This is a genomic window from Streptomyces sp. NPDC005151, from assembly GCF_053599875.1.
The window spans coordinates 76275-100169 of sequence record NZ_JBSFYR010000002.1; the positions used below are offsets into that span (position 1 = coordinate 76275).

General features: G+C 70.0%; 25 protein-coding genes and 2 pseudogenes. 12 read left to right on the plus strand and 15 right to left on the minus strand.

Features of this window, described 5'->3' with window-relative positions:
* Nucleotides 1-16: 16 nt before the first annotated feature.
* Nucleotides 17-1149 (minus strand): annotated as a pseudogene (locus tag ACWD6R_RS01845) (IS630 family transposase).
* 291 nt (nucleotides 1150-1440) lie between these two features.
* On the opposite strand from ACWD6R_RS01845, the gene ACWD6R_RS01850 reads away from it, so the two are divergent.
* Both ACWD6R_RS01850 and ACWD6R_RS01855 read left to right on the plus strand, forming a co-directional pair.
* A complete protein-coding gene (locus ACWD6R_RS01850) occupies nucleotides 1441-1731 on the plus strand; it encodes a YiaA/YiaB family inner membrane protein (protein WP_451816882.1) in 291 nt (96 codons plus the stop codon).
* Nucleotides 1732-1814: 83 nt separating this feature from the next.
* Entirely contained in the window at nucleotides 1815-2438 is a 624-nt protein-coding gene (locus ACWD6R_RS01855; protein ID WP_451816883.1) for a TetR family transcriptional regulator, read from the plus strand.
* Between the two features lie 20 nt (nucleotides 2439-2458).
* Here ACWD6R_RS01855 and ACWD6R_RS01860 read toward each other — a convergent pair whose 3' ends face one another.
* Entirely contained in the window at nucleotides 2459-2920 is a 462-nt protein-coding gene (locus ACWD6R_RS01860; protein WP_406417976.1) for a MaoC family dehydratase, read from the minus strand.
* A gap of 137 nt (nucleotides 2921-3057) precedes the next feature.
* Between ACWD6R_RS01860 and soxR the strand changes: the two genes are divergently transcribed.
* Nucleotides 3058-3531 carry a redox-sensitive transcriptional activator SoxR gene (soxR, locus tag ACWD6R_RS01865; protein ID WP_406417974.1) on the plus strand — a complete coding sequence of 158 codons (474 nt, stop codon included), beginning with the start codon at nucleotides 3058-3060 and terminating at the stop codon, nucleotides 3529-3531.
* 52 nt (nucleotides 3532-3583) lie between these two features.
* Here the strand turns inward: soxR and ACWD6R_RS01870 are convergent, their stop codons facing one another.
* Together ACWD6R_RS01870 and ACWD6R_RS01875 are read right to left on the minus strand one after the other, a co-directional pair.
* Nucleotides 3584-4195 (minus strand): hypothetical protein, encoded by a 612-nt coding sequence (locus ACWD6R_RS01870; protein WP_451816884.1) that lies wholly within the window; start codon nucleotides 4193-4195, stop codon nucleotides 3584-3586.
* Between the two features lie 437 nt (nucleotides 4196-4632).
* Nucleotides 4633-5910, minus strand: coding sequence for an exo-beta-N-acetylmuramidase NamZ family protein (locus tag ACWD6R_RS01875; protein ID WP_451816885.1), 1278 nt, complete (start codon nucleotides 5908-5910; stop codon nucleotides 4633-4635).
* A 187-nt stretch (nucleotides 5911-6097) separates the two neighbouring features.
* On the opposite strand from ACWD6R_RS01875, the gene ACWD6R_RS01880 reads away from it, so the two are divergent.
* Both ACWD6R_RS01880 and ACWD6R_RS01885 read left to right on the plus strand, forming a co-directional pair.
* Nucleotides 6098-6862, plus strand: coding sequence for an SDR family oxidoreductase (locus ACWD6R_RS01880; RefSeq protein WP_451816886.1), 765 nt, complete (start codon nucleotides 6098-6100; stop codon nucleotides 6860-6862).
* 273 nt (nucleotides 6863-7135) lie between these two features.
* Nucleotides 7136-7729, plus strand: a complete 594-nt coding sequence (locus tag ACWD6R_RS01885) for a TetR/AcrR family transcriptional regulator (RefSeq protein WP_451816887.1) — start codon at nucleotides 7136-7138, stop codon at nucleotides 7727-7729.
* A 182-nt stretch (nucleotides 7730-7911) separates the two neighbouring features.
* Here ACWD6R_RS01885 and ACWD6R_RS01890 read toward each other — a convergent pair whose 3' ends face one another.
* Nucleotides 7912-9162: an acyl-CoA dehydrogenase family protein gene (locus ACWD6R_RS01890; RefSeq protein ID WP_451816888.1), complete on the minus strand. Its 1251-nt coding sequence runs from the start codon at nucleotides 9160-9162 to the stop codon at nucleotides 7912-7914.
* A gap of 8 nt (nucleotides 9163-9170) precedes the next feature.
* Nucleotides 9171-10193, minus strand: a complete 1023-nt coding sequence (locus ACWD6R_RS01895; protein ID WP_451816889.1) for a phosphotransferase family protein — start codon at nucleotides 10191-10193, stop codon at nucleotides 9171-9173.
* A gap of 299 nt (nucleotides 10194-10492) precedes the next feature.
* Here ACWD6R_RS01895 and ACWD6R_RS01900 point away from each other — a divergent pair, with 299 nt between their 5' ends.
* Nucleotides 10493-11428, plus strand: coding sequence for an NADP-dependent oxidoreductase (locus ACWD6R_RS01900; RefSeq protein WP_451816890.1), 936 nt, complete (start codon nucleotides 10493-10495; stop codon nucleotides 11426-11428).
* Between the two features lie 12 nt (nucleotides 11429-11440).
* Here ACWD6R_RS01900 and ACWD6R_RS01905 read toward each other — a convergent pair whose 3' ends face one another.
* Genes ACWD6R_RS01905 through ACWD6R_RS01925 form a run of 5 tightly spaced genes read right to left on the minus strand, consistent with a single transcriptional unit; the run spans nucleotide 11441 to nucleotide 13811 of the window.
* Nucleotides 11441-11752 (minus strand): DUF202 domain-containing protein, encoded by a 312-nt coding sequence (locus ACWD6R_RS01905; protein WP_451816891.1) that lies wholly within the window; start codon nucleotides 11750-11752, stop codon nucleotides 11441-11443.
* Nucleotides 11749-12144: a YidH family protein gene (locus ACWD6R_RS01910; RefSeq protein ID WP_451816892.1), complete on the minus strand. Its 396-nt coding sequence runs from the start codon at nucleotides 12142-12144 to the stop codon at nucleotides 11749-11751. Before ACWD6R_RS01910 ends, ACWD6R_RS01905 begins: the two co-directional genes overlap by 4 nt.
* A gap of 9 nt (nucleotides 12145-12153) precedes the next feature.
* Nucleotides 12154-12699: an NUDIX domain-containing protein gene (locus ACWD6R_RS01915; protein ID WP_451816893.1), complete on the minus strand. Its 546-nt coding sequence runs from the start codon at nucleotides 12697-12699 to the stop codon at nucleotides 12154-12156.
* A gap of 45 nt (nucleotides 12700-12744) precedes the next feature.
* Nucleotides 12745-12921, minus strand: a complete 177-nt coding sequence (locus ACWD6R_RS01920) for an SDR family oxidoreductase (protein WP_451817061.1) — start codon at nucleotides 12919-12921, stop codon at nucleotides 12745-12747.
* Nucleotides 12918-13811 (minus strand): DMT family transporter, encoded by an 894-nt coding sequence (locus ACWD6R_RS01925; RefSeq protein WP_451816894.1) that lies wholly within the window; start codon nucleotides 13809-13811, stop codon nucleotides 12918-12920. Before ACWD6R_RS01925 ends, ACWD6R_RS01920 begins: the two co-directional genes overlap by 4 nt.
* A gap of 340 nt (nucleotides 13812-14151) precedes the next feature.
* Between ACWD6R_RS01925 and ACWD6R_RS01930 the strand changes: the two genes are divergently transcribed.
* Complete coding sequence (locus ACWD6R_RS01930; RefSeq protein ID WP_451816895.1) at nucleotides 14152-15810, plus strand: FAD-binding dehydrogenase; 1659 nt, start codon at nucleotides 14152-14154, stop codon at nucleotides 15808-15810.
* A 233-nt stretch (nucleotides 15811-16043) separates the two neighbouring features.
* Here the strand turns inward: ACWD6R_RS01930 and ACWD6R_RS01935 are convergent, their stop codons facing one another.
* Nucleotides 16044-16484 (minus strand): ASCH domain-containing protein, encoded by a 441-nt coding sequence (locus tag ACWD6R_RS01935; RefSeq protein WP_451816896.1) that lies wholly within the window; start codon nucleotides 16482-16484, stop codon nucleotides 16044-16046.
* Nucleotides 16485-16669: 185 nt separating this feature from the next.
* Between ACWD6R_RS01935 and ACWD6R_RS01940 the strand changes: the two are divergent.
* From ACWD6R_RS01940 to ACWD6R_RS01950, 3 genes and pseudogenes are all read left to right on the plus strand, one after another.
* Nucleotides 16670-16984: pseudogene (locus tag ACWD6R_RS01940) on the plus strand (amino acid permease); the annotation flags it as partial.
* A 137-nt stretch (nucleotides 16985-17121) separates the two neighbouring features.
* Complete coding sequence (locus tag ACWD6R_RS01945) at nucleotides 17122-17787, plus strand: molybdopterin-dependent oxidoreductase (RefSeq protein ID WP_451817062.1); 666 nt, start codon at nucleotides 17122-17124, stop codon at nucleotides 17785-17787.
* Nucleotides 17771-18409, plus strand: a complete 639-nt coding sequence (locus ACWD6R_RS01950; protein ID WP_451816897.1) for a cytochrome b/b6 domain-containing protein — start codon at nucleotides 17771-17773, stop codon at nucleotides 18407-18409. Before ACWD6R_RS01945 ends, ACWD6R_RS01950 begins: the two co-directional genes overlap by 17 nt.
* A 61-nt stretch (nucleotides 18410-18470) precedes the next feature.
* Here ACWD6R_RS01950 and ACWD6R_RS01955 read toward each other — a convergent pair whose 3' ends face one another.
* Both ACWD6R_RS01955 and ACWD6R_RS01960 read right to left on the minus strand, forming a co-directional pair.
* Entirely contained in the window at nucleotides 18471-19868 is a 1398-nt protein-coding gene (locus ACWD6R_RS01955) for a GntT/GntP/DsdX family permease (protein WP_451816898.1), read from the minus strand.
* A gap of 11 nt (nucleotides 19869-19879) precedes the next feature.
* Nucleotides 19880-20389 carry a gluconokinase gene (locus ACWD6R_RS01960; RefSeq protein ID WP_451816899.1) on the minus strand — a complete coding sequence of 170 codons (510 nt, stop codon included), beginning with the start codon at nucleotides 20387-20389 and terminating at the stop codon, nucleotides 19880-19882.
* A 144-nt stretch (nucleotides 20390-20533) separates the two neighbouring features.
* Between ACWD6R_RS01960 and ACWD6R_RS01965 the strand changes: the two genes are divergently transcribed.
* Nucleotides 20534-21235: a FadR/GntR family transcriptional regulator gene (locus tag ACWD6R_RS01965; protein ID WP_451816900.1), complete on the plus strand. Its 702-nt coding sequence runs from the start codon at nucleotides 20534-20536 to the stop codon at nucleotides 21233-21235.
* A 291-nt stretch (nucleotides 21236-21526) separates the two neighbouring features.
* Here ACWD6R_RS01965 and ACWD6R_RS01970 read toward each other — a convergent pair whose 3' ends face one another.
* Nucleotides 21527-22246 (minus strand): TetR/AcrR family transcriptional regulator, encoded by a 720-nt coding sequence (locus ACWD6R_RS01970; protein ID WP_451816901.1) that lies wholly within the window; start codon nucleotides 22244-22246, stop codon nucleotides 21527-21529.
* A gap of 99 nt (nucleotides 22247-22345) precedes the next feature.
* Between ACWD6R_RS01970 and ACWD6R_RS01975 the strand changes: the two genes are divergently transcribed.
* On the plus strand, nucleotides 22346-23851 hold the full coding sequence (locus tag ACWD6R_RS01975) for an APC family permease (protein WP_451816902.1): 1506 nt from the start codon (nucleotides 22346-22348) through the stop codon (nucleotides 23849-23851).
* The last annotated feature ends 44 nt before the right edge of the window (nucleotides 23852-23895 follow it).

The window sequence follows — 23895 nt, forward strand, 5'->3', positions numbered from 1 at the left end:
GTCGAAGAACGCCGGGTCAGGCAACGTTTGCCCTGCTGACGACTTCGCGTAGGCGCTCGTCCTGGGCGTGCTTGTTGCGCCAGATGATGTAGCGGCGGATCATGCTGCCTTGGTCCTTGTGGCTGGCGTGGTCGGTGCCGTCGAGGGCGAAGTAGCGCAGGGCGGTGAACTGGGCCTCGATGCGGTTGAGCCAGGAACTGTTGGTCGGGGTGTAGGCGAACTCGACATTGTTCGCTGCGGCCCAGTCGCCGACCCGGGTGTCCTTCTTCGTGGTCAAGTGCGGGGAAAAGTTGTCGAGCACGATCGCGATCCAAATGTCCGGCGGGTAGAGGCTGCGCAGGTAGCGGCAGAACTCCAGAAACCTCGTGCGGTTCTTCTTCGGCTTGATGTGGCCGTAGAGCTTGTCGTTGCCCAGGTCCAAGGCGGCGAACAAGTGCCTGACCCCCGTGCGGGCGGGTGTAAGTCGCCCGCCGGCGAGGCCGGGGCTCTCGCTCGGGGTCTTTGTGCTTGCCGCCTCGTTCGGCCCATGGCCGGCCGGGGTGGGGCTGGAGGTTGAGCGGGCCGAACTCATCCAGGCATAAGACGACTTCGGGTTCGCCGTCCTCGGGTATGACCTCGCCGTCGGCGATCGCGTAGAGGTGCTCGACGCGGGCCTTCTTGGCGGCGTAGTCGGGGTCGCGGGAGGTCTTCCAGGTCTTTATGCGTTGAAACGAGACGCCCTCCTCGCGGAGCAGGACCCACAGGCCCTCGTGGCTGATGTCGTCGACCAGCCCCTCGGCGACCAGGAAGTCCGCCAACTTGGTCAGGCTCCAGGTCGAGAACGGCAGGTCGCTCAGCCGGCTTGGACTTGGCGATCCTCTTGATCTCCCGGCGCTCGCGCAGCGTGAACAACCGCGGCCGACCGCCGGAGTACTTCGGGTACAGCGAGTCGAAGCCGTCGGTGTTGAAGTTGTGAATCACGTCCCGGACCCGGTCCGCGCTGGTGAACGTCACCTCGGCGATCTTTACCACGGGCATGCCCTGCGCGGACAGCAACACCATCTGGGCCCGCCGCCAGGTCACTACCGACCCGGTGCCCCTACGGATGACCCGCAACAGGCGCTGCCCCTCGTCGTCATCGATCTCACGGACGCGTACCCGTTCTGCCACCTGCACAGCTTGGCGACACCGCGCCGTCCGGACCAACATCCGAACGGCGCTTCACGTCACCACAGGGCAAAGGTTCTCTGATGTGGCACTAATTGAAAGTGGGAGTACCGAAGAGTGGCCCTGGAGGACGTCCGCGTCCCCGCCGCCGCGCTCCTGGGGCCCGAGGGCAAGGGCTTCTCGATCGCCATGTCCGCCCTGGCCCTGAGCCGTCCCGCTCGAACGGGTGACTGAGTACGGGACTGAGTACGGGGGCGGATGCGGCGGGCGCCGCAGCGGCCGATGCTGTCCCCCATGAGTGAGACGACATCGGTCAAGCAGCAGAGCACCGCGGCCTTCTACGGTCAGGCCGTCGCATCTTTCGGGGTGGCGATGGGCGCGGTGACCCTCGGCATCTACTTCCTCGACGCGAACGCCTGGGTGCGGGGCTTCCTCGCCGTCGGTGTCCTGTACCTCGTCACGTCCTGCTTCACCCTCGCCAAGGTCATCCGTGACCGCCAGGAGGCGGGGCAGATCATCAGCCGGGTCGACCAGGCCCGGCTGGAGAAGATCCTCGCGGAGCACGACCCCTTCCAGAAGCGCTGACGATCTTAGGCCGGCCGGACCCCTAAGCGCTTGCTCAGGTTCGGGGTATGGTGTGTCCTGCTGAAGGGAAGGGGTCGGTGACGATGAGCGCGGCGGAGGAGACCGGCGGCGAGAGCTCGCCGTGGGGCGAGGTGACGCCCGAGGCGGCCAGACGACTCCTCGTCGCGGCCGTCGATGCCTTCGCCGAGCGCGGGTACCACGCGACCACCACCCGTGACATCGCGGGCCGCGCCGGGATGAGTCCCGCCGCGCTCTACATCCACTACAAGACGAAGGAAGAGCTGCTCCACCGGATCAGCAGGATCGGTCACGACCGCGCCCTGCTGCTCCTGGAGACGGCCGCCGACAGTGACGGCACGGCGTTCGAGCGGCTCGCGGACGCCGTACGGTCCTTCGTCCGCTGGCATGCCGAGCAGCACACCACCGCCCGCGTGGTCCAGTACGAACTCGACGCCCTGGGTGAGGAACACCGCACCGAGATCGTCGCCCTGCGCAGGAAGAGCGATGCGGTGATCCGCCGGATCATCAGCGAGGGTGTGCAGGCGGGGGAGTTCGATGTCCCCGACATTCCAGGGACCACGCTCGCCGTGCTCTCGCTCTGCATCGACGTGGCGCGCTGGTTCAGCGCGCAGGGGAGCCGTACGCCGGACGAGGTCGGCGATCTCTACGCCGACCTCGTCCTGCGCATGGTCGCGGCCACGCGGTAGAAGCTGTCCGGCCCGCGGGCTCAGAAGTAGTAGCGCGACACCGACTCGGCGACACAGACCGGCTTGTCGCCGCCCTCGCGCTCGACCGTGACGAGGGCGGTGACCTGGACGCCGCCGCCCGCCTCCTCGACGTCCTTGAGGACGGCCGTCGCGCGCAGCCGGGAGCCCACCGGCACGGTGGACGGGAAACGGACCTTGTTGGTCCCGTAGTTGATGCCCATCTTCATGCCCTCGACCCGCATGACCTGCGGGACCAGCGCCGGGAGCAGTGAGAGCGTCAGATAGCCGTGCGCGATCGTCGTGCCGAACGGGCCGGCCGCGGCCCGCACCGGGTCGACATGGATCCACTGGTGGTCCCCGGTCGCCTCGGCGAACAGGTCGACCCTCTTCTGGTCGATCTCCAGCCACTCGCTGTGACCCAGCTGCTCGCCCACCCCGTCGCGCAGCTCCTGCGCGGACGTGAAGATCCTCGGCTCTGCCATGTCTCTGGTCCTGCCTTCCCGCTCTCGGCCGTCCGTCGTCATCCCTCGCCTGTCTAAGCGCTTGCTCAGCATGGTTGGGCGGGTGCGTTCCTGTCAACGACGGACCGGCGCGGAGGCGGGCACGTAGGATTGGAGGGGTGCCCCAGATCCCACAGACACTCCATGAACTCACGGTCGGCCAGCTCTCCGCGCGCAGCGGCGCCGCCGTTTCGGCCCTGCACTTCTATGAGGCGAAGGGCCTGATCAGCAGCCGCCGCACCAGCGGCAACCAGCGGCGCTACAGCAGGGACGCACTGCGCAGGGTCGCCTTCGTCCGTGCGGCGCAGCGGGTCGGCATACCGCTGGCCACGATCCGGGACGCGCTGGCCGAACTTCCCGAGGAGCGCACCCCGAACCGCGACGACTGGGCGCGGCTGTCCGAGGCGTGGCGCTCCGAACTGGACGAACGGATCAAGCAGCTGGGACGGCTGCGCGACCATCTGACCGACTGCATCGGCTGCGGATGCCTGTCGCTGGAGACGTGTGTGCTCTCCAACCCGAACGACATCTCCGGCGACACGATCAGCGGTTCGCGCCTGATGCCGGAGCGCCGCTCGGCGGCCTGTCCGTAGGAAGCGTCCGCAGGGCCGGGGGCGCGTCGCCGTTCCGTCGCCCCCGAGCCCCTCATGCCGCCGAAGCCAGGTCCCTCGGCCGGATCCGCCGTGCTCTCGCCAGTGCCGCCGGTGTCAGTACGGGCCGCGGGACCACGATTCCGCAGCCCGTGCAGACCGGGCCCGACCACGGCTCGCAGTCGAGGGCCTGACGCCAGGCGATTTTGGTCTCCGCGCACACCGGGCACGCCGCGCCGGGCTGCGACTCCAGGGCCGAGACCAGTCGGCCCAGCACCTCGGGGAGCGGCGCGGACGGGTGGACCGCCGGATCCTCGCAGCGCGCCAGCCCGTTCCCGCCCCAGATGCGCCGGTGCCAGTCGTCGAACGCGCCCGGTCGGCGCAGCCCCTCGCGCTTCTCCCGCTTGCGGCGCTCGGCGAACCCGGCCTCGTACCGGAGCCAGACGGCCCGCGCCGCCTCCAGTTCCTCCAGTGCGTGCACCAGCCGCACGGGGTCGGGGGACCGGTCCTCCGGCTCCATCGTGTGCCGGGTGCACAAGTGGTCCCAGGTCGCCCGGTGACCGTAGGGGGCGAACCTCTCCAGGCATTTGCGCAGCGAGTACCGCCGCAGCGCCAGGTCGCCCCGCGGATCGCGGACCTGTCTCGCAAGACTCCGGAAACCGGCCATCGCACTGCCACCTCCGTCGCTCGTACTTCGGCGTCAAGGTATGGACGTACGACTGCCCGTTTCGGCTCCATCGGCTGAGACGCCCCACGTCGGACGGTGCTCGGACGCGATATTGACGCGGCGTCATGGGGTGATTCCGGAAAAGTGATGGTTATTCACCTTATCGGCGGGTCATTTCGCCAGTAACCTCCAATGCATCGGCGTCTCGGCGGAGCACGCATCCCCCCACGCATCGTCAGGTTCAGAGCCGCCACCGCTGCGGCGGTTCTCGCACTCGGCACCACCCTGCTCGCGGCCTCGCCGCAGTCCGGCGCCGCGGCGGCGGAACCCCAGCAGCGCAAGGAGACCGGTAGGGCACACATTCCAGCCCGTCCGGCGTTCGAGGACGGAACCGGTTCGCCGGGCGGGCCCGAACTCCCGGGCCCGCCCGGCTCACCTCACCGGTACTGCAGGTACTTCTTCCGCACCGCCCGGAACGCGGCGAGATCCGCCTCCCACGCCCCGACCACCTCATCCGTGTCCGCTCCCGCATCGATCATCGTGCGGACCCGCGTATTACCGGTGAGCTTGTCGATCCAGTTGTCCGGGCGCCAGGCGAACCCGCTCCACGTCCGCTTCGCCGTCACCAGCAGCGCGATCCCCGTGCGCACCGGATCGAACACCTCCCGGTCCTGGACATGCAGCTGCACCCCGCCGACCGTCTTCCCCTGGAACTTGGAGAACGTCGGGGCGAAGTACGCCTCGCGGAAAGCGACTCCGGGCAGGTCGAGGGCGTTCGCGGCCGCTGCCCACCGGTGGTCGATCCCCTCCGCGCCGAGGAGTTCGAACGGCCGGGTCGTCCCCCGCCCCTCGGAGAGGTTCGTACCCTCGAACAGACAGGTGCCCGAGTACACCAGCGCCGTGTCGGGCGTCGGCATGTTGGGGCTCGGCGGTACCCACGGCAGACCGGTTCCGTCGAAGAAGTCCGCGCGCCGCCATCCCGACATCGTCACGATGTCCAGCTCGACCGGCCGCGCGGCCAGGAACTCCGCGTTGAAGAGCAGTGCCAGCTCGGTGACCGTCAGGCCGTGGGCCTGCGCGATCTCCCGGCGCCCCACGAAGGTCGAGAACGCCGGGTCGAGGACCGGCCCCAGCGCGGCCCGCCCGGTCACCGGGTTCGGCCGGTCCAGGACGACGAACCGCTTGCCGGCGAGCGCCGCCGCCTCCATGCAGTCGTAGAGCGTCCAGATGTACGTGTAGAAGCGGGAGCCAGCGTCCTGGATGTCGAAGACGACGGTGTCCACGCCGGACGCGGTGAAGACGTCGGCGAGCGGCTGTCCGCTCTTCAGATAGGTGTCGTAGACGGGGAGTCCGGTCGCCGGGTCGTCGTACCGCCCCTCCGAGCCGCCCGCCTGCGCCGTGCCGCGGAAGCCGTGCTCGGGCCCGAAGACCGCGACCAGGTTCACGCGCTCGTCCGGGTGCATCACATCGACGATGTGGCGCACGTCGGACGTGATCCCGGTCGGGTTGGTGACGATTCCGACCTTCTGCCCCTTCAGCAGCGCATAGCCGTCCGCCGCCAGCCGGTCGAAGCCGGTACGGACCCGATTGCGCCCGGAGCCCTGCCCCGTGCCGGGGAGGGGGCCCGCGGCCGCGCTCCCGGTTCCGGCAGCCGTCGCCGCGAGGGCTCCCACTGCACCACCGGCGGCAAGCAAAACACGTCTGGACAGGCTCATTCGGCTACCTCCATGATCGCTCCGACTGTCATGGTCACGCACGCTAGCGCGCACATAGGGCCGGATGGAACGAGGCGGACGAGAGCGGTGTGACAGGAGCGGCGACAAGCTCCCGGCAAGACCCTTCCCCGAGGACATACCGACTGGTTAGTCTGCTGGAGAAGTCGGCTGAGAGAGGCGGAACCCGATGAGTACGGTGCAGGGCGCGGGCGTAGTGGTGACGGGGGCCGGGGGCGGCATCGGCGGCGCTCTGGCCCGCAGATTCGCCGCGGAAGGCGCCAGGGTCGTCGTCAACGACCTCGACGAGAGCCGCATCAAGACGCTGGCCGAGGAGATCGGCGGCGCCGCCGTCGCCGGAGACGCCTCGCAGATCGTGGACGCCGCCCGGGACGCACTGGACGGCACCGTCGACATCTACTGCGCCAACGCCGGTCTCGCCTCGCCCGGTGACGTCTTCGCCGACGAGGAGGTCTGGGCCGCGGCCTGGGACGTCAATGTGATGTCCCATGTCCGCGCGGCCAGGGCGCTGCTCCCGGACTGGCTGGAGCGCGGCAGCGGCCGGTTCGTCACCACCGCGTCCGCCGCCGGACTGCTGACGATGATCGGCGCCGCGCCGTACAGTGTCACCAAGCACGGCGCCGTCGCCTTCGCCGAATGGCTCTCGCTGACCTACCGCCACCGGGGCATCAAGGTCCACGCGATCTGCCCGCAGGGCGTACGTACGGACATGCTTACCGCCGCCGGTTCGGCCGGCGAGCTGGTCCTCGCCCCCAGCGCCATCGAGCCGGAGGATGTCGCCGACGCCCTCTTCGACGCCATGGCCGAGGACCGCTTCCTCGTCCTGCCGCATCCCGAGGTCGCCGGGTACTACCAGGCCCGAACCAAGGACACCGACCACTGGCTCAGCAAGATGAACCACCTTCAGCAGAAGTGGGAGGAGACCGGCGCATGACCGGGTCCGACACCGACGCACCCACCGGGTCCGTCTGCGCGCGAAGCGCTGGATCTCTCTGCTGAGCGAGGCCCGGCGTGCCCCGGTGAGCCCCGCCGCCCCGACGAACCGGGTGCGTACTGCGAGGAGCGGCTCGCCGCGTACACGTACCCGCGCGAGGTCCAGATCCTGACCGAACATCCCAAGACGGCAAGTGGGAAGATCCTCAGGCGGGAACTGCGTTCCCAGCAGTAGAACGTGTACGACTTCACCACGGAAAGGCAGGTGGCGGCCATGGCCAGAACGGCGGACGGGAACGACGCCCCCGTCCCTCAGCGGCTGCTGGCCGCCGCCACCCGGCTCTTCGCCGAGCAGGGCTACGACCGGACGTCGGTCCAGGAGATCGTCGAGGCGGCGGGCGTCACGAAGGGCGCGCTCTACCACTACTTCGGCTCCAAGGAGGATCTCCTCCAGGAGGTCTACTCCCGGGTGCTGCGGCTCCAGCAGGAACGCCTCGACGCGTTCGCGGACGCGGAGGCGCCGGTCGAGCAGCGGCTGCGGGACGCGGCGGCGGACGTGGTCGTCACGACGATCGAGAACCTCGACGACGCGGCGATCTTCTTCCGCTCGATGCACCATCTGAGCCCGGAGAAGAACAAGCAGGTACGGGTGGAGCGGCGCCGCTACCACGAGCGGTTCCGGGCGCTGGTGGAGGAGGGGCAGCGGAGCGGGGTGTTCTCCACGGCGACGCCGGCGGATCTGGTGGTGGACTACCACTTCGGATCGGTGCACCACCTGTCGACGTGGTACCGCCCGGACGGTCCGCTGAGCCGGCAGGAGGTCGCGGACCACTTGGCGGATCTGCTGCTGCGCGCCCTGCGCCCCTGACGTCGGACCAGACGCGGGGGAGCGGCATCCGTCCGGCCGGCTCCGGGTTCCCGAGTGCGGTCCGAGGCTCCGCGGTCACCGACCGCGGGAGCTCGTTCGCGGTGCCGATGCGGCCGGACGGGCAGATTCTCAGCCCGTCCGGCTTCGCAGGACATGGCGCGGCTGTAACCCGTGCCGCTCCGCTACACGTACCGCTTGATCTCGCGCCGCGCCAGCGACCGCTGATGCACCTCGTCCGGGCCGTCCGCCAGCCGCAGCGTCCGCGCCCCCGCCCACAGTTCCGCCAGCGGGAAGTCCTGGCTCACGCCGCCCGCGCCGTGCAGCTGCACCGCCCGGTCGAGGATGTCGACCACCGCACGCGGGGTGGCGATCTTGATGGCCTGGATCTCCGTGTGCGCCCCCCGGTTGCCCACCGTGTCCATCAGCCATGCCGTCTTCAGCACCAGCAGCCGCAGCTGCTCCACCGTGACCCGCGCGTCCGCGATCCAGTTCTGCACGACGCCCTGCTGCGCGAGCGGCTTGCCGAAGGCCGTACGGGACACCGCCCGCTTGCACATCAGCTCGATGGCCCGCTCGGCCATCCCGATCAGCCGCATGCAGTGGTGGATCCGGCCGGGACCCAGGCGCGCCTGCGCGATGCCGAAACCGCCGCCCTCTTCGCCGATCAGGTTCGTCGCGGGCACCCGCACATCGGTGAACACGACCTCCGCGTGACCGCCGTGGTAGTGGTCCTCGTACCCGTACACCTGCATGGCGCGCCGCACTTCGAGGCCGGGCGTGTCACGCGGGACGAGGATCATCGACTGCTGGCGGCGGATGTCGGCGCCGTCCGGGTCGGTCTTGCCCATCACGATGAAGACCCGGCAGTCCGGGTTCATCGCCCCGGAGATGTACCACTTACGGCCGTTGATGACGTAGTCTCCCCCACTCTCGGCTTCGCTCGAGCGGGAGGTGCCCCCTCCAACGCGCGTGATCCGGGTCTCGATGTTGGTCGCGTCCGACGAGGCCACCTCGGGCTCCGTCATCGCGAACGCCGACCGGATCTCCCCGGCGAGCAGCGGCTCCAGCCACTGCTTCTTCTGCTCGTCCGTGGCGAACTGGAAGAGCACCTCCATGTTGCCCGTGTCCGGCGCCGCGCAGTTGAGCGCGGTCGGCGCCAACTGCGGGGAACGGCCGGTGATTTCGGCGAGCGGTGCGTACTGGAGGTTGGTCAGCCCGGCACCGTGCTCCGCGTCGGGCAGGAAGAGGTTCCACAGTCCCTGCCTGCGCGCCTCGGCCTTGAGGTCCTCGACGATCTGCGGGGTGTCCCACGGGGAGGCGAGCAGCGCCCACTGCTCGTGCGCGATCGTCTCGGCCGGGTACACGTGCTCGTCCATGAAGGTGAGCAGCTTGGTGCGCAGCTCTTCCGTACGGGCGTCGAATGCGAAGTCCATGGGGGTGATCAGCCTTCCTGGAGGGTCGTGAGGCCGTGCTCGATGAAGACGGGGACGAGATCGCCGATGCGGTCGAAGCCGGCGCCGACGGTCTGGCCGAGGGTGTAGCGGTAGTGGATGCCCTCCAGGATCACGGCGAGCTTGAACCACGCGAACGCCGTGTACCAGGAGATGGCGGAGGTGTCCCGGCCGGAGCGGGCCGCGTAGCGCTCGATCAGTTCGGCGGGCGTGGGGTGGCCGGCCGCTCCGCTGGTGGTCGAGACCGGGGACTCGGGCAGACCCAGGTCGGAGCTGTACATGACCAGTAGACCGAGGTCGGTCAGCGGGTCGCCGAGCGTCGACATCTCCCAGTCGAGGACGGCCTTGATCCGGTCGTCGGAGCCGATCAGCACGTTGTCCAGGCGGTAGTCGCCGTGGATGACAGTGGGCGCGGCGGAGACGGGCAGTTCGCGCCCGAGCGCGGCGTGCAGCTCGTCGATACCGGGCAGTTCGCGGTTGCGGGAGGCGTCCAGCTGCTTGCCCCAGCGGCGCAGCTGCCGGTCGAGGAACCCCTCGGGGCGCCCGAAGTCGCCGAGCCCCACCGGCTCCGGGTCCACGGCGTGCAGTTCCACGAGCGTGTCGACCAGGCCCAGGACGACTTCGCGGGTGCGCCCGGCACCGAGCGGGGCGAGCTGCTCGGAGGTGCGGTACGGGGTCCCCTCGACGTACTCCATGACGTAGAAGGGCGATCCGATGACGGAGTCGTCCTCGCAGAGCAGCAGCGGCTCGGGCACCGGCACGGCCGTCGGGTGCAGCGCGCTGATGACCCGGTGCTCACGCTTCATGTCGTGCGCGGTGGCGAGGACATGGCCGAGCGGAGGCCGGCGGACGACCCAGTGGCCCGTGCCGTCCGTGACGACGTACGTCAGGTTGGAGCGGCCGCCCTCGACGACCCGGGCTTCGAGCGGTCCGTTCGCCAGACCCGGCCGCTCGCGGTCGAGATGTCCGCGGAGCCGGTCCAGGTCGAGACCTGGCGGATGGACTGAGCTCATCGTGCGCACCTCCGGGGTGAAAAGACGTCGGTGCTCATGATGCCGACCAGTCGGTATGTCGTCCAGTGAACTCCCGGAATCCGGTGTGTGGACTCCGTGCCGAGTGGGTCAGGGTCCTGACGTTCAGTCGTATCTCTGAATAAAGTTCACGTATGAATACTGTACTGCTGATCATGGCTCCGCCATGGCTCAATCCCCCGCCTTGCGATGCACGCACCCCAGCCCCGCTCCTTCACCCACCCCCCAATTGCCGGTCGGTCTGAGTTGCGGGCTGCCTGAGCAGCCCGGATGGTCGGATGATGAAGGCGATCAGCTACAGCAGGTACGGCGGGGCCGACGTCCTGGAATACGGCGAGCGGCCCGACCCCAAGGTCGGCCCGGACTGCGTTCTGGTGAAGGTGCGGGCCGCTGCCGTCAACCCGGTCGACTGGAAGGCAAGGGAGGGCCACCTCCAGTCCGGACTGGAGGCCGTCTTTCCGGTGATCCCCGGCTGGGACGTCTCCGGAGTCGTCGTGCAGCCCGGAATCGCCGTCGACGAGTTCGCCGTCGGCGACGAGGTCATCGGCTATGTGCGGGAGGACTTCCTGTCCCGTGGCACCTTCGCCGAGTACGTCGCCGCCCCCGTGCGCACTCTCGCCCGCAAACCGCTGAGCCTGAGCTTCGAGACCGCGGCTGGGCTGCCGCTGGCCGGCCTCACCGCGTACCAGGTGCTGCACCGCACACTGCGGATCCAGGACGGCGACACCGTGCTGGTCCACGCGGCCGCCGGCGGCGTGGGCTCACTGGCCGTCCAGCTCGCCCGGCATGCGGGCGCCCGCGTCATCGGCACCGCCAGCGAACGCAACCACGAGCACATCCGGCAGCTCGGCGGCGAACCGGTGGAGTACGGCGAAGGGCTCGTTGACCGGATCCGGGCCCTGGCCCCCGACGGGGTCGACGCCGCCTTCGACACCGTGGGCGGCGAGGCCCTCCGCGTCTCCGCGGACGTACTGAAACCCGAGGGGCGGCTGGCGTCCATCGCGGACGGTGAGGTCTTCTCGTACGGCGGGCACTACGCCTTCGTACGGCCCGACGCAGCGGATCTCACCCAGCTCGCGGGACTGGCCGAGCAGGGCATCGTCTCGGTCCATGTCGACCGGGTCTTCCCACTGGAGCAGGCCGCCGACGCCCAGCGGCTCAACGAGGAGGGACGCACCCGCGGAAAGATCGTCGTCACCGTCCCCTGGGACAACTGACCGGCGCGCCCCTCAGAAGATCACCGCCGCGGCGAACACCGCGAGCGCGATCGTGCACGCCGCCGCCGTCAGGGCGCCGCGCGGTGCCAGTGGCTGCGGCCGCGCGGTCCCCATCCCGAGCACCCGCCGGTGCGCCACCTGCAGAAAAGCAAGCCAGGCCAGCATGCTCAGCGACACGGCCACGATCCCGGCCGGGGTCGCACCGCCGTGCAGCACAGCCTTGCCCGCCAGCAGTGCCACCACCGTGCAGGACAGGGTGGTGCGCCGCCACGCCAGCCGGGTCCGCTCGGGCTGCAGTCCGGGGTCCCGCTCCCCGGCGGTCACCGGCCCTCCCAGCCGAAGAGGACCACCACCACCATTGCGACGGCGACGACGGCGACAGCGACACTGAGCAGCGTCGGGAACCGGGAGACCGGCAGGTCCTCGCCGCGCCGCATCGCCCGCTCGCACCGCACCCAGTGGTTGACCGCCCGCAGGGAACAGAACACACCGGCGGCGAGCAGTGCGAGCGCCAGCCCCGCCCTGACCCCCCAGGCCAGTTCCGGCAGGAACTGGTCGACGGCGAAACCGCCGCCGATGAGCGCAAGAGCCGTCCGGATCCAGGCGAGGAAGGTGCGCTCGTTGGCGAGCGAGAAGCGGTAGTCGGGCGTGTCGCCCTCTTCACGGATCCGCTGCGGCGCAAACCACAGCTTCACACCTTGTACGAACTCGTTCACGCCCGAACCTTATCGATCGCTTTGTCGCCGGCTGCTCGTCGGGGCGTGGCCTGCCCGGTACTCCCGCAACCGGTGGTACGTCTCCAGACCGTCCGGCACCCACTCCCAGTCGCCGAGCCGCTCCGCCAGTTCGCCATCGGTGAGGAAGGTGTGCCAGGCGACCTCCTCCACCTGCGGGTTCACCGGAAGCTCGCACCGGACCTGGTAGACGTACGACCACCAGGTGTGCTTTCCGCCCGTGTAGAGGAACTTGAAGAGCGGTTCGGGGCGGGGGAGTCCGGAGACCCCGAGTTCCTCCTCGGCCTCCCGCAGCGCCGCCTCGTCGTACGACTCGCCCGCGCCGACCACCCCGCCGACGAACATGTCGTAGTGCGAGGGAAAGACCAGCTTGGCCGCGGTCCTGCGGTGCACGAAGAGACGGCCCTCGGCGTCCCGGGCCTCGATGGCGACGCAGCGATGGCGCAGTCCCCGCGCGGTCGCCTCACCGCGCGGGGCCTGCCCCACGACCTCGTCGTTCTCGTCGACGATGTCCAGGATCTCGTCAGCAGCAGTCATGCCGCCCATCCAACCTCAGGCCGGAGTCCGGGACCCGGCCGGGGATCACAGACCCATGACGTACTTCACGGTCGGACCGGTGCTCCAGCCGCCGTCCACGGCGAGCTCGGCGCCGGTGATGTAGGAGGCGGCGTCCGAGAGCAGGAAGGTCACGGCCTGGGCGCCCCGACTGTGAGGGAACAGACGCGGAGCCGGCCGCCCGGCCGCCCGGCTGCCCGTCAGTACGGCTGGAGGCTGCGCCTGCGGTGATGGTGGCCGCGTCCCTCCGGCATCGCCGGATGCAGCCCCAGCAGCATGATCCCGACGACGATCGCCGTCAGACCCGTCGCCTGCCAGGCCAGCGCGGCCGCGTCGGTGCGCAGCTGGTCGCCGAGGAACCCGACCCCGCAGGCGATCCCGGCCAGCGGCTGGGCGGCGGTCAGCGCGGGAAGCGACATCCGCAGCGGCCCCGTCTCGAAGGCGCTCTGCACCAGGATCAGACCCGTCACGCCCAGCACCACCACCGCGTACGGCTGCCAGCCCGTCACCAGTGCCGTCCACCCCCCGTCCGACAGCCGCTGTCCGCTCACCCGGGTCAGCGCGTCCTGGAGGCCGTACAGCAGCCCGGCCGCCACCGCGAGCAGAGCGGGGGCCGCTCCGTGCTGCGAGCGCTTCGCGAACGTGGTCAGCGCCATGGCGATGCCCACGACCACGCCGATCACCAGCCAGTGCCGCAGCTCGTTCGTGACCACCTCGCCACCCTGCGGCCGGCCTCCCAGCAGGAAAGCGGTGACCCCGCCGGCCAGCAGCCAGAGCCCCGCCCAGCCCTGCCGGCCCAGCCGCTGCCCGGTGCGATGGCGCGACAGAGCCATCGCGAAGAGCAGATTGGTCGCCAGCAGCGGCTCGACGACGGACACCTCGCCCTTGCCCAGGGCCAGCGCCCCCAGCGCCATGCCGCAGACCATCAGTCCGATCCCGGCCAGCCAGCTCGGCACCCGCATCAGGTCGAGCAGCAGCCGGGGGGAGAGGAAGTCGCTCCTCGGGGCGTGCTCGGCAGCGGCCTGCTGCAGGACAAAGCCGAATCCCAGACAGCAGGCGGCGCTCACGGCGAGTACGAGGACCAGCACCGACACGCTTCTCTTCCTCAAGTCCGGCCAGGGGAGGGTGATTTGTTTCGACGATAGCGCCTCGGCGACAGGGGTGCGGCCGGAGCGCCGCCGACCGGGCGGTTGACGCCGCACCGGCCGGTGCCCAAGATCTGACGCACGAGTAAGACCGACCGGCAATGGGGGGGTGGGTGAAGGAGCGGGGCTGGGGTGCGTGCCTCGCAAGGCGGAGGATTGAGCCATGGCAGAGCCATGGTGATGGACGACAACGCCGCGAGGTGCGTGCCCCAGGCCCGTGACGCCGCCCCCATTGCCGGCCGGTCTAACTTCCGGCTCGCTCCGGCCCGCCCCGACAAGGATGGAACCCATGGCGTACGACGCTGATGTGATCGTGATCGGGGCAGGGCTCGCGGGTCTCGTGGCCACTGCCGAGCTCGTCGACGCGGGCCGCACGGTGATCCTGCTCGACCAGGAGCCCGAGCAGTCGATCGGCGGTCAGGCGCACTGGTCCTTCGGCGGTCTCTTCCTCGTCGACTCGCCCGAGCAGCGCCGCATGCGGATCAAGGACAGCCAGGAGCTGGCCCTTCAGGACTGGCTCGGCACGGCGGGGTTCGACCGCAAGGAGGACCACTGGCCACGGAAGTGGGCCGAGGCGTACGTCGATTTCGCGGCCGGGGAGAAGCGGTCCTGGCTGCATGCCCAGGGGCTGCGGATCTTCCCCGTCGTCGGCTGGGCCGAACGCGGCGGTTACGACGCGACCGGCCACGGCAACTCGGTACCCCGCTTCCACATCACCTGGGGCACCGGCCCCGGCGTCGTCGCTCCGTTCGAACGCCGGGTCCGCGAGGGCGTCGCCAAGGGGCTTGTCCGGCTGAGGTTCCGCCACCGGGTCACCGGTCTCGGCCGCACCGCGGGCGCTGTCGACACCGTGACCGGCGAAGTCCTCGAACCGAGCGGCGCCGAGCGCGGCACGGCGAGCAGCCGCGAGGCGACCGGCACCTTCGAGCTGAAGGCACAGGCGGTGATCGTCACCTCCGGCGGCATCGGCGGCAACCATGACCTCGTCCGCGCCCAGTGGCCCGAGCGGCTCGGCACCCCGCCCGCGAAGATGCTCTCCGGGGTGCCCGCCCATGTCGACGGGCTGATGCTCGGGATCACCGAGGAGGCGGGCGCCCACCACATCAACCGCGACCGGATGTGGCACTACACCGAGGGCATCGAGAACTGGAACCCGATCTGGGCCAAGCACGGCATCCGGATCCTGCCGGGCCCCTCCTCGCTCTGGCTGGACGCCCGCGGCAAGCGGCTGCCGGTCCCGCTCTTCCCGGGCTTCGACACGCTCGGCACCCTCGAACACATCATGAAGTCCGGCCACGACTACACCTGGTTCGTTCTCGACCAGAAGATCATCGGGAAGGAGTTCGCGCTCTCCGGCTCCGAGCAGAACCCCGACCTGACCGGGAAGTCGGTCCGTGACGTGATCGGCCGGGCGCGCGCCGACGTGCCGGGCCCGGTCAAGGCGTTCATGGACAACGGAGTGGACTTCGTCGTCGAGAAGGACCTCGACGCACTGGTCCGCGGCATGAACGCGCTCACCGGCGAGCAACTGATCGACGCGGACGCGCTGCGCCGCGAGATCACCGCCCGGGACCGCGAGATCGCCAACCCGTTCACCAAGGATCTCCAGATCACGGCGGTCCGCGGGGCCCGCGCCTATCTGGGCGACAGGCTGATCCGCACGGCGGCACCGCACCGCATCCTCGACCCGAAGGCCGGCCCGCTGATCGCCGTGCGGCTGAACATCCTCACCCGCAAGTCGCTCGGCGGACTGGAGACGGACCTCTCGTCGCGGGTGCTGACCGAGGACGGCACGCCGCTCGCCGGTGTGTACGCGGCGGGGGAGGCGGCCGGATTCGGCGGCGGAGGGGTGCACGGCTACCGCTCGCTCGAAGGGACGTTCCTCGGCGGCTGCATCCTCTCCGGGCGGGTGGCGGGCCGCGCCGCGGCAGAGGCGGTCGGCGCATAGGGTCCTCCGTTCGGATCGGGCCGGATCGGGGAGCGGCCCGTCACGGAGCGGCTGGTGTCGCCGTGGCGTGTGCAGTTGCAAGGCGGAGGAAGGAGCCCACGCGGAGCGAATGGGGTCTCCCCCGCTCGAGCGAAGCCGAGAGCTTGGGGAAGACCGACGACAACGCGGCGGTGTTGCGTGCCGGACCCCGCGAGCCCGGCACGATCCGAACGAGGGCCCTGGCCGCAGACGCGTCACCCCCCGACGACGGGGTCGAGCAACTCGACGACCCGGAACCGTTCGGCGACGATCGGCGTGTTGTCGTCGACCGTGAACTCCGGGTCGCCGAGCGCCTCCCGCATCTCCTCCCCGTGCCAGAACCGCTCGTGGCCCGCGCGCCACTGCGCCACCGACGTGTCGCCCTCGCCCTCGTCGAGCACATGCTGGAGACCGACGTCACCGAGCCGCAGGACCCGTACCTCCGTCACCTCGACGACCGCGATCTCCCGGCCGTCCGAATCGATCAGCGCCGACCGTTCGCCCACCGCGGGCAGCTCCTCCTGCTCCGCCGCGTACTCCGCGAGCAGTCCCGTCGTCGACACCTTCACGCCGGCGAGCACCGCCCCCACCAGCTGATCGCGCAGCGGCCCGGGGAAGGCGAGAAGGAACGGTTTGAGAGCTTCACGGTTCGACATGGCGCAAGTCTCACATGTCCTGGCACCTCCCGAAGGAGAGGGGATGAAGGTCGGAGTTCCGGCCAACCCAGCTGAAAATGAGCGAAGTTGATCGATTCGGCTCTTGACGTGGAGCCCCGCCTACCGCTTTGCTGTGGCGCGTTCGAAATGTCTGTACCTGCTTCGTACGCGTGTGCGTCAGGCCCGTGATCGCCTTCTTCGTCAAGCGCGGCGCCGGCCGGGCGCAGCTGTGGCGGCTGGTCGCCTCCGGTCTGGCCGGTGCGGCGCTGGTGGCCATCGCCGTCTTCACAGTCCGGGACTTCGACGTACTCGTCGGATCCGGTCCCGGCTCGGTGCTCAACTGGCTGCTGCCCGGAGTCGTCGTCGCCTCGCTCGTCATCGGCCTGGTGTACGGGGCGGTGCTGCGCTCGACGAAGCCGGCGGTGCACGCCAGGATCGGCCTGGGCAACGAGGCGTTCCAGTTGGAGAAGGCGGCGGAGAGCGGTGCGGCCCACCACTGAGACCCGTCGCCTCACCGAAGTGTGACGGACACCCGCGGCCCCTGGTGACATGCGGCCGCGGGTGCTCGAATGGGCGGGTGAACAGTCGCCCTCCCGATGCCGCAGGCGCACCCGTGGGCCGTCGCCTGGTCCTGACCATGCTGGGGCTCGGCGTCGCCGGAGTCGTGGCGGCGCCCGCCCTGCAGCGCGGTCTGGAGTCCGGGCTCGGCGCGGTCGCCGACAAGGACCCCACCGGCCTGACCGGACTGCTGCCCAACGGCGGCGGATTCCGCTACTACTCCGTGGCCTCCTCCGTACCGAGGAAGAGCACCACGGACTACCGGCTGACGATCGACGGCCTGGTCGACCGGCCCGCCACGTATACCCTCGACCGGCTCCGTGCCCTGCCGCAGACCCGGCTGGTCCGCGACGTCCAGTGCGTCACCGGCTGGCGGGTCCCCGAGACCCCGTTCGAGGGCGTACGGCTCTCCGCGCTGCTGGACGCGGCCGGGGTCCGGCCCGGGGCGAAGGCGGTCCGCTTCACCTGCTTCGACGGCACGTACAGCGAGAGCCTCACCCTCGACCAGGCCCGGCGCCCCGACGTGCTGGTCGCCCTGCGCATGCAGGACAAGCCGGTGGCCCACTCCCACGGCGGCCCGGTCCGCCTCTACGTGGCCCCGATGTACTTTTACAAGTCGGCGAAATGGCTCTCCGGGATCACCGTCACCGACTCCGTGAAACCCGGTTACTGGGAGGAGCTCGGCTATGACGTCGACGCCTGGGTCGGGCGGTCCAACGGCCGCGACGATGCCCCCACCGGCTGACCCCACCGGGCGGGTGCACCGCTTCAGCAGGGCGGAGCGCTGGGTGCACCGCACCACGGCCTGGTTGATGCTGCTGTGCGTGGCGACCGCCGCCTGCCTGTACGTGCCCCAGCTCGCCGAGCTCGTCGGCCGCCGTCGTCTCGTGGTCACCGTGCACCAGTGGTCCGGGCTGCTGATCCCCGTACCGCTGCTGGCCGGTCTCGTCTCGCGGGCGCTGCGCGCCGACCTGTCCCGGCTCAACCGGTTCGGGCCGCACGACCGCCAGTGGCTGCGGGCGGTGCGCCGCCGTGACCGGAGGCCCGGGTCACGGCCCGCCGGTAAGTTCAACGCGGGGCAGAAGCTGTACGCCGCCTGGATCGCGGGCGCCGTGCTCGTCATGACCGGCACCGGACTGCTGATGTGGTTCACCGGCCTGGCCCCGCTGGTGTGGCGGACCGGCGCCACGTTCGTCCACGACTGGCTCGCGCTGGCCATCGGGATCGTGCTGGCCGGACACATGGCAATGGCGCTCGCCGACCCGGAGGCACGCCGTGGCATGCGCACCGGGTCGGTCGAGCGCCATTGGGCGCGGGCCGAACACCCGCTGTGGGTGGAATCCCCCGAGAGACCGGACCTGCCCTAGACCGACCGGCAATGGGGGGCGGCGTCACGGGGCCCCCGATCGAAGGTCACCCGACAGGCTCTTAGAGGACCAGCGACAGCAGCAGGATGAAGCCGAGCGAGACCACGGAGATGATGGTCTCCATCACCGACCAGGTCTTCACCGTCTGGCCGACGCTCATCCCGAAGTACTCCTTCACCAGCCAGAAACCGGCGTCGTTGACGTGGCTGAAGAAGAGCGAGCCCGCACCGACGGCGAGGACCAGCAGCGCCGCGTGCGACGTCGACATGTCGGCGGCGAGCGGGGCGACCAGACCGGCCGCCGAGATCGTGGCCACGGTTGCCGAGCCGGTCGCGAGCCGGATCACGACGGCGATCAGCCAGCCCAGCAGCAGCGCCGGGATCGACCAGTCCTTGGAGAAGTCCAGGATCATCTGGCCCACACCGGCATCGATGAGGGTCTGCTTGAAGCCACCGCCCGCACCGACGATCAGCAGCACGCCCGCGATCGGGGCGAGGGACTTCTCGACGGTGACGGAGAGCCGTCCCTTGCTGAAACCGGCTGCCCGGCCCAGCGTGAACATCCCGACTATGACGGCCGCGAGGAGCGCGATCAGCGGCGAGCCGATCACATCGGTGACCCGCTGGACGTGGTTCTCCGGGTTGTCCACGACGATGTCGACGAGGGCCTTGGCCAGCATCAGCACGACGGGCAGCAGGATGGTCGCCAGCGTGGCGCCGAAGCTGGGGCGACGCTCCAGGTCCTCCGACGGACGCTGCGGGATCATCTTCTCGGGCGCCTCGATGTCCACCCAGCGGGCGGCATAACGGGAGAAGACGGGGCCCGCGATGATCACGGTCGGGATGGCGACCAGGACACCGAGCGCCAGCGTGACACCGAGGTTGGCGCCGAGGGCGTCGATCGCCACCAGCGGGCCGGGGTGCGGGGGGATCAGCCCGTGCATCACGGAGAGACCGGCCAGCGCCGGGATACCGATCCGCATCAGGGAGTAGTTGCCGCGCTTGGCGACGAGCAGCACGACCGGGATCAGCAGCACGATGCCGACCTCGAAGAAGAGCGGCAGACCGATGATCGAGGCGATGAGGACCATCGCCCACGGCATGGCGCGCCCGCTCGCCTTCGCGAGAATCGTGTCGACGATCTGGTCCGCGCCGCCGGAGTCGGCGAGCAGCTTGCCCAGGATGGCGCCGAGCGCGATCAGTACACCGACGCCCGCGACGGTCGAGCCGAGACCGGCGGTGAAGCTGGCGATCGTCTTGGCGGGCGCGGCACCGGCGAAGGAGCCGAGGGCCAGCGAGCCGATGGTCAGCGCGAGGAACGCGTGCAACTTGAACTTGGTGATCAGCAGAACGATGACGGCGATGCCGGCCAGGACGGCAATGCCCAACTGCGCGTTGCCTGCCGAAGTGATCGGTTCGACGGCGTCCGCTGCCAACATCTCGACGCTGAGACTGGTCACGGTGGGGATCCTTAGTCTTCGAGCCGGCGCAGCGCGGCGACGGCTCGCTGGGTGATTTCTTCGGGGGTGCCGGACACATCGACCCAGACGCCGGTCTCGTCCTCCTGCAGCGGCTGCAGGGTGGCGAACTGCGAGTCGAGCAGCGTGGTCGGCATGAAGTGGCCCTTGCGGTCCGCCATGCGCTCCTCGATGAGGGCCCGGTCGCCGGTCAGGTGGAGGAAGACAGCACCGGGGGCCTCGGCGCGCAGCCGGTCGCGGTAGACCCGCTTGAGCGCCGAGCTGCTGACGACGCCGCCGAGTCCGGCCCGGTTGTGCGCCCACTGCCCGATCGCATCGAGCCAGGGCCACCGGTCGGAGTCGTCCAGCGGGGTGCCGGCCGACATCTTGGCGATGTTCGCCGCGGGATGGAAGTCGTCGCCCTCGGCGTACGGAACGCCGAGTTCGGCGGCGAGCAGGGGGCCGATCGTGGTCTTGCCGGTCCCTGCTACGCCCATCACCACGACTACGTGGGGGGTGCTCATTGGTGGTGCCTCGCTGTCTCCGTCGATGTCGTCCTCGACACCGGTCCGTCGCGCTACTGAAACGTATACGTACGACTTATTCAAGATGCTGTGACATAAAAGTCGTACTTTTTGTTCCCGGTGTGTGACCCGTAGGCTTTGCCCATGACCACACAGGGCCCTGGGCTGCATACACACGTGCTGGACACCCTGGGTCTGGAGATCGCCGCGGGGGACTGCCCGCCGGGCCGGGTGCTGCGCACCGACGAGCTGGCCCAGCGCTTCGACGTCTCGCGCACGGTCGTCCGCGAAGTGATCCGGGTCCTCGAATCCATGCACCTGGTCGAGTCCCGGCGCCGGGTCGGCGTGACCGTACAGCCGACCGAGGCGTGGAACGTCTACGATCCGCAGGTCATCCGGTGGCGACTGGCCGGCAGCGACCGGCCGCGCCAGCTGCGCTCCCTGACCGTCCTGCGCTCGGCGATCGAACCGGTCGCGGCCGGACTCGCCGCCCGGCACGCCACGCCGGAACAGTGCGCCGCCCTCACCGAATGCGCCCTCGGCATGGTCGCGACCTCACGCGGTCAGCAGCTGGAGGGATACCTGGAGCACGACATCGCGTTCCACCGGATCGTGCTCAACGCCTCCGGCAACGAGATGTTCGCGCGGCTCGGGGACGTCGTCGCAGAGGTGCTGGCGGGACGCACCCATCACCAGGTGATGTTCGAGGACCCGGACCCGGCGGCGGTCACGCTCCACGTACGGCTCGCGGAAGCGGTGCGGGAGGGCGACGTGGCGGAGGCGGAGCGGCTGACGAAGGAGATCGCGGTGGGCGCCCTGCATGAACTGGACGTCCTTGCCCCCTGAGAGCCTGTCGGGTGACCTTCGATCGGAAAGCGGACGCGGTCTGGTGCGTGCGATTCCAAGGCGCTGGAAGGTCCTCGGATGGAGTCTCCCCTGCTCGAACGAAGCTGAGAGCTTGGGGAAGGAGCTACTAGGGCATTTCGGTAACGCGGGAAGCGTGCGTGCCAGGGCGTGGCCGCCCGATCAGAGGTCACCCGACAGGCTCTGAGACCGCGGGGCACGCGCCGCGCGGGGACCCACCCCGGAACCGCGGGTCGGAGCCCGGATTCGGAGGGCAGGGCCCGGACGCGTCGGTCAGTGCCCGGACTTCACATGCTGCAGCCGGCCGGCGGCTGCCGCGAGCACCATTTCCAGCGCCGCCGCATACCCGCTCCGGTCCATCTCCGCCACCAGGACCGGCGCGATCGCCGCGATGTTCGGATGCTCGGCGGCCGGCAGTCGTGCGTACGTCTCCTGCCACGCCTGGACCTCCAGCGCGCGGGCCTGCTCCGACAGCACCAGCGTCGACGCGTCCAACGCGGCGAACGACAGCGTCTGGTCCACGAACACGTGGTAGATCCGCGCCGCCTCCCCGTCCGGGAATCCCGCCCCGCGCAGAATCCCGAGGATGGTCTCCACGGCCTGGATCTCGTGCGTACGACCGGTGACCCGCGCACACGTCAGCATCGCCGCCTGCGGATGCGCCAGATAGTTGGCGTGCATGCGAAGCCCCAGGTCACGCAGGTCGGCTCGCCAGTCCCCGGTGGCCCGCCAGTCGCGCAGGGTGTGGCCGATCAGCTCGTCGGCCACTGCCAGCAGCAGCTCGTCCGTGTCCCGGAAGTACCGGTAGACCGCACTCGGGTCGCAGCCCAGCGCCGCGCCCAGCCGCCGCACGGTGAGCGCCGCCGCCCCGTGCTCGCCGATCAGCCGCAGCACCGTCTTGATGATCAGCTGCTCCGACAGCACCGTGCCCTGTTTGGTGGGACGCCTGCGGCGCCGCGCACCCTCCGGCACCACCCGCTCGCTCGCGCTCATGCGGGCACCCTATGACAACGATGTTGACGCGTGGAACCCCCGAGGAGTTCGATGTGCCGCCATCGGGGCCGAAAAGCGCCCCTCGGCGAAGGAGCCACCGTGACGGCCTCACCCACCCCCTACGGCAGCGACCCACCAGCGGCCACGACCCTCAAGAAGAGCCTCGGCGTTGTCGACGGAATCGCCATCGCCGCCTCCTCCACCGCCGCGACCACCAGCATCGGCATCGGCCTGGGCGTCACCGCGGGCGCCGTCGGCCTGCACCTGCCGATCATCATGCTGCTGGGCTTCCTGCCCGTCCTCGGCATCGCGAGCGCCTACTCCCGGCTCAACCGGGTCGAGCCCAACATGGGCAGCGGCTATGTCTGGGTCGGCCGCTCCCTGAGCCCCTGGCTCGGCTTCCTCGTCGGCTGGATCGGCATCGTCTCCACGGTCGTCTTCCTCTCGTACACCACGACCATCACCGGCTCCGCACTGCTCCAACTCGCGGGCGAGGGCGGGCTGCACCGCCTCGCCGGGCTCCGCCTCGACCCGGACTCCACCGCCCAGTCGACCGTCCTCGGCATCGTCGTCCTCATCGCCGTCACCGTCACCGCGATCATCGGCACCCGGTCCGCCGCCAACCTGCAGAAGTACCTCCTCGTCTTCGAGTACGCCGTGCTGCTCGGGTTCTGCGGATACGGACTGGCCGTCGGCCCGCACCCGTTCAGCCTGGACTGGATCAACCCGTTCACCATCCCCTCCGGACAGCAGCTCGCCCAGGGGCTTCTCCTCTCGGTCTTCTGCTACTGGGGGTTCGAGTCGTCGTTCAGCGTCAACGAGGAGGTCCGCGACCCGCAGGACGCCTCCAGGGCCGGACTCATCACTCTGGTCACCATGCTCGGCCTCTTCCTCCTCGGCTCCTTCGCCTTCCAGCGTGTCCTCTCGCTGGACGAGTTGACCGGACACGGCGCCCAGGGACTCACCTACTTCGGCGACCGGCTCGCCGACCAGCCGCTTGCCACGCTCCCGCTGATCGCTCTCACCTTCTCCGCCGTGGCCTCCCTCCAGTCCGGTGTGATCCCGACCGTGCGCGGCATGTTCGCGATGAGCCGGGACCGTACCCTCGGACCGCTCTGGACCAAGGTCAGCCCGCGGTACGGCACACCGGCGGCCGGAACGGTCGTGATCGGCTGTGTCGCCGCCGCCATCGCCGTCCTGTCCCTGGTCATTCCGAAGGTCGGCGACCTCATCATGGCCTCCGTCAACGCGATCGGTGTCGTCGTCTCGCTGTACTACGCGCTCACCGCACTGGCCGCCGCCGCCCGCTTCCGCGGGGCGCTGCGCGAGAGCCGGTCCGAGGCCCTGCGGGCCGTGGTGATCCCGGTGCTCAGTGCCGCCGCGCTGCTCGGCCTCGGCGGCTACCTCTGCTGGTCCTTCTACACCTCCGCCGACCACTTCGAGATCAGCCCGGACAACGGCTGGTTCATGCTGTTCTGCCCGGCGGTCATGCTGCTGACCGGTGTGGGTGCGGCAGCCTGGGCCAAGTGGGTAAGGAAGTCCCCGTACTTCAGCACCGGCCGCTCCCTCGCCGCCACAGATCCGGCAGTCGCCGAAGCGGCCTGACCCCCCGTACCCCTGCCATCCTCGCGCGCCGAACGACCCTCACC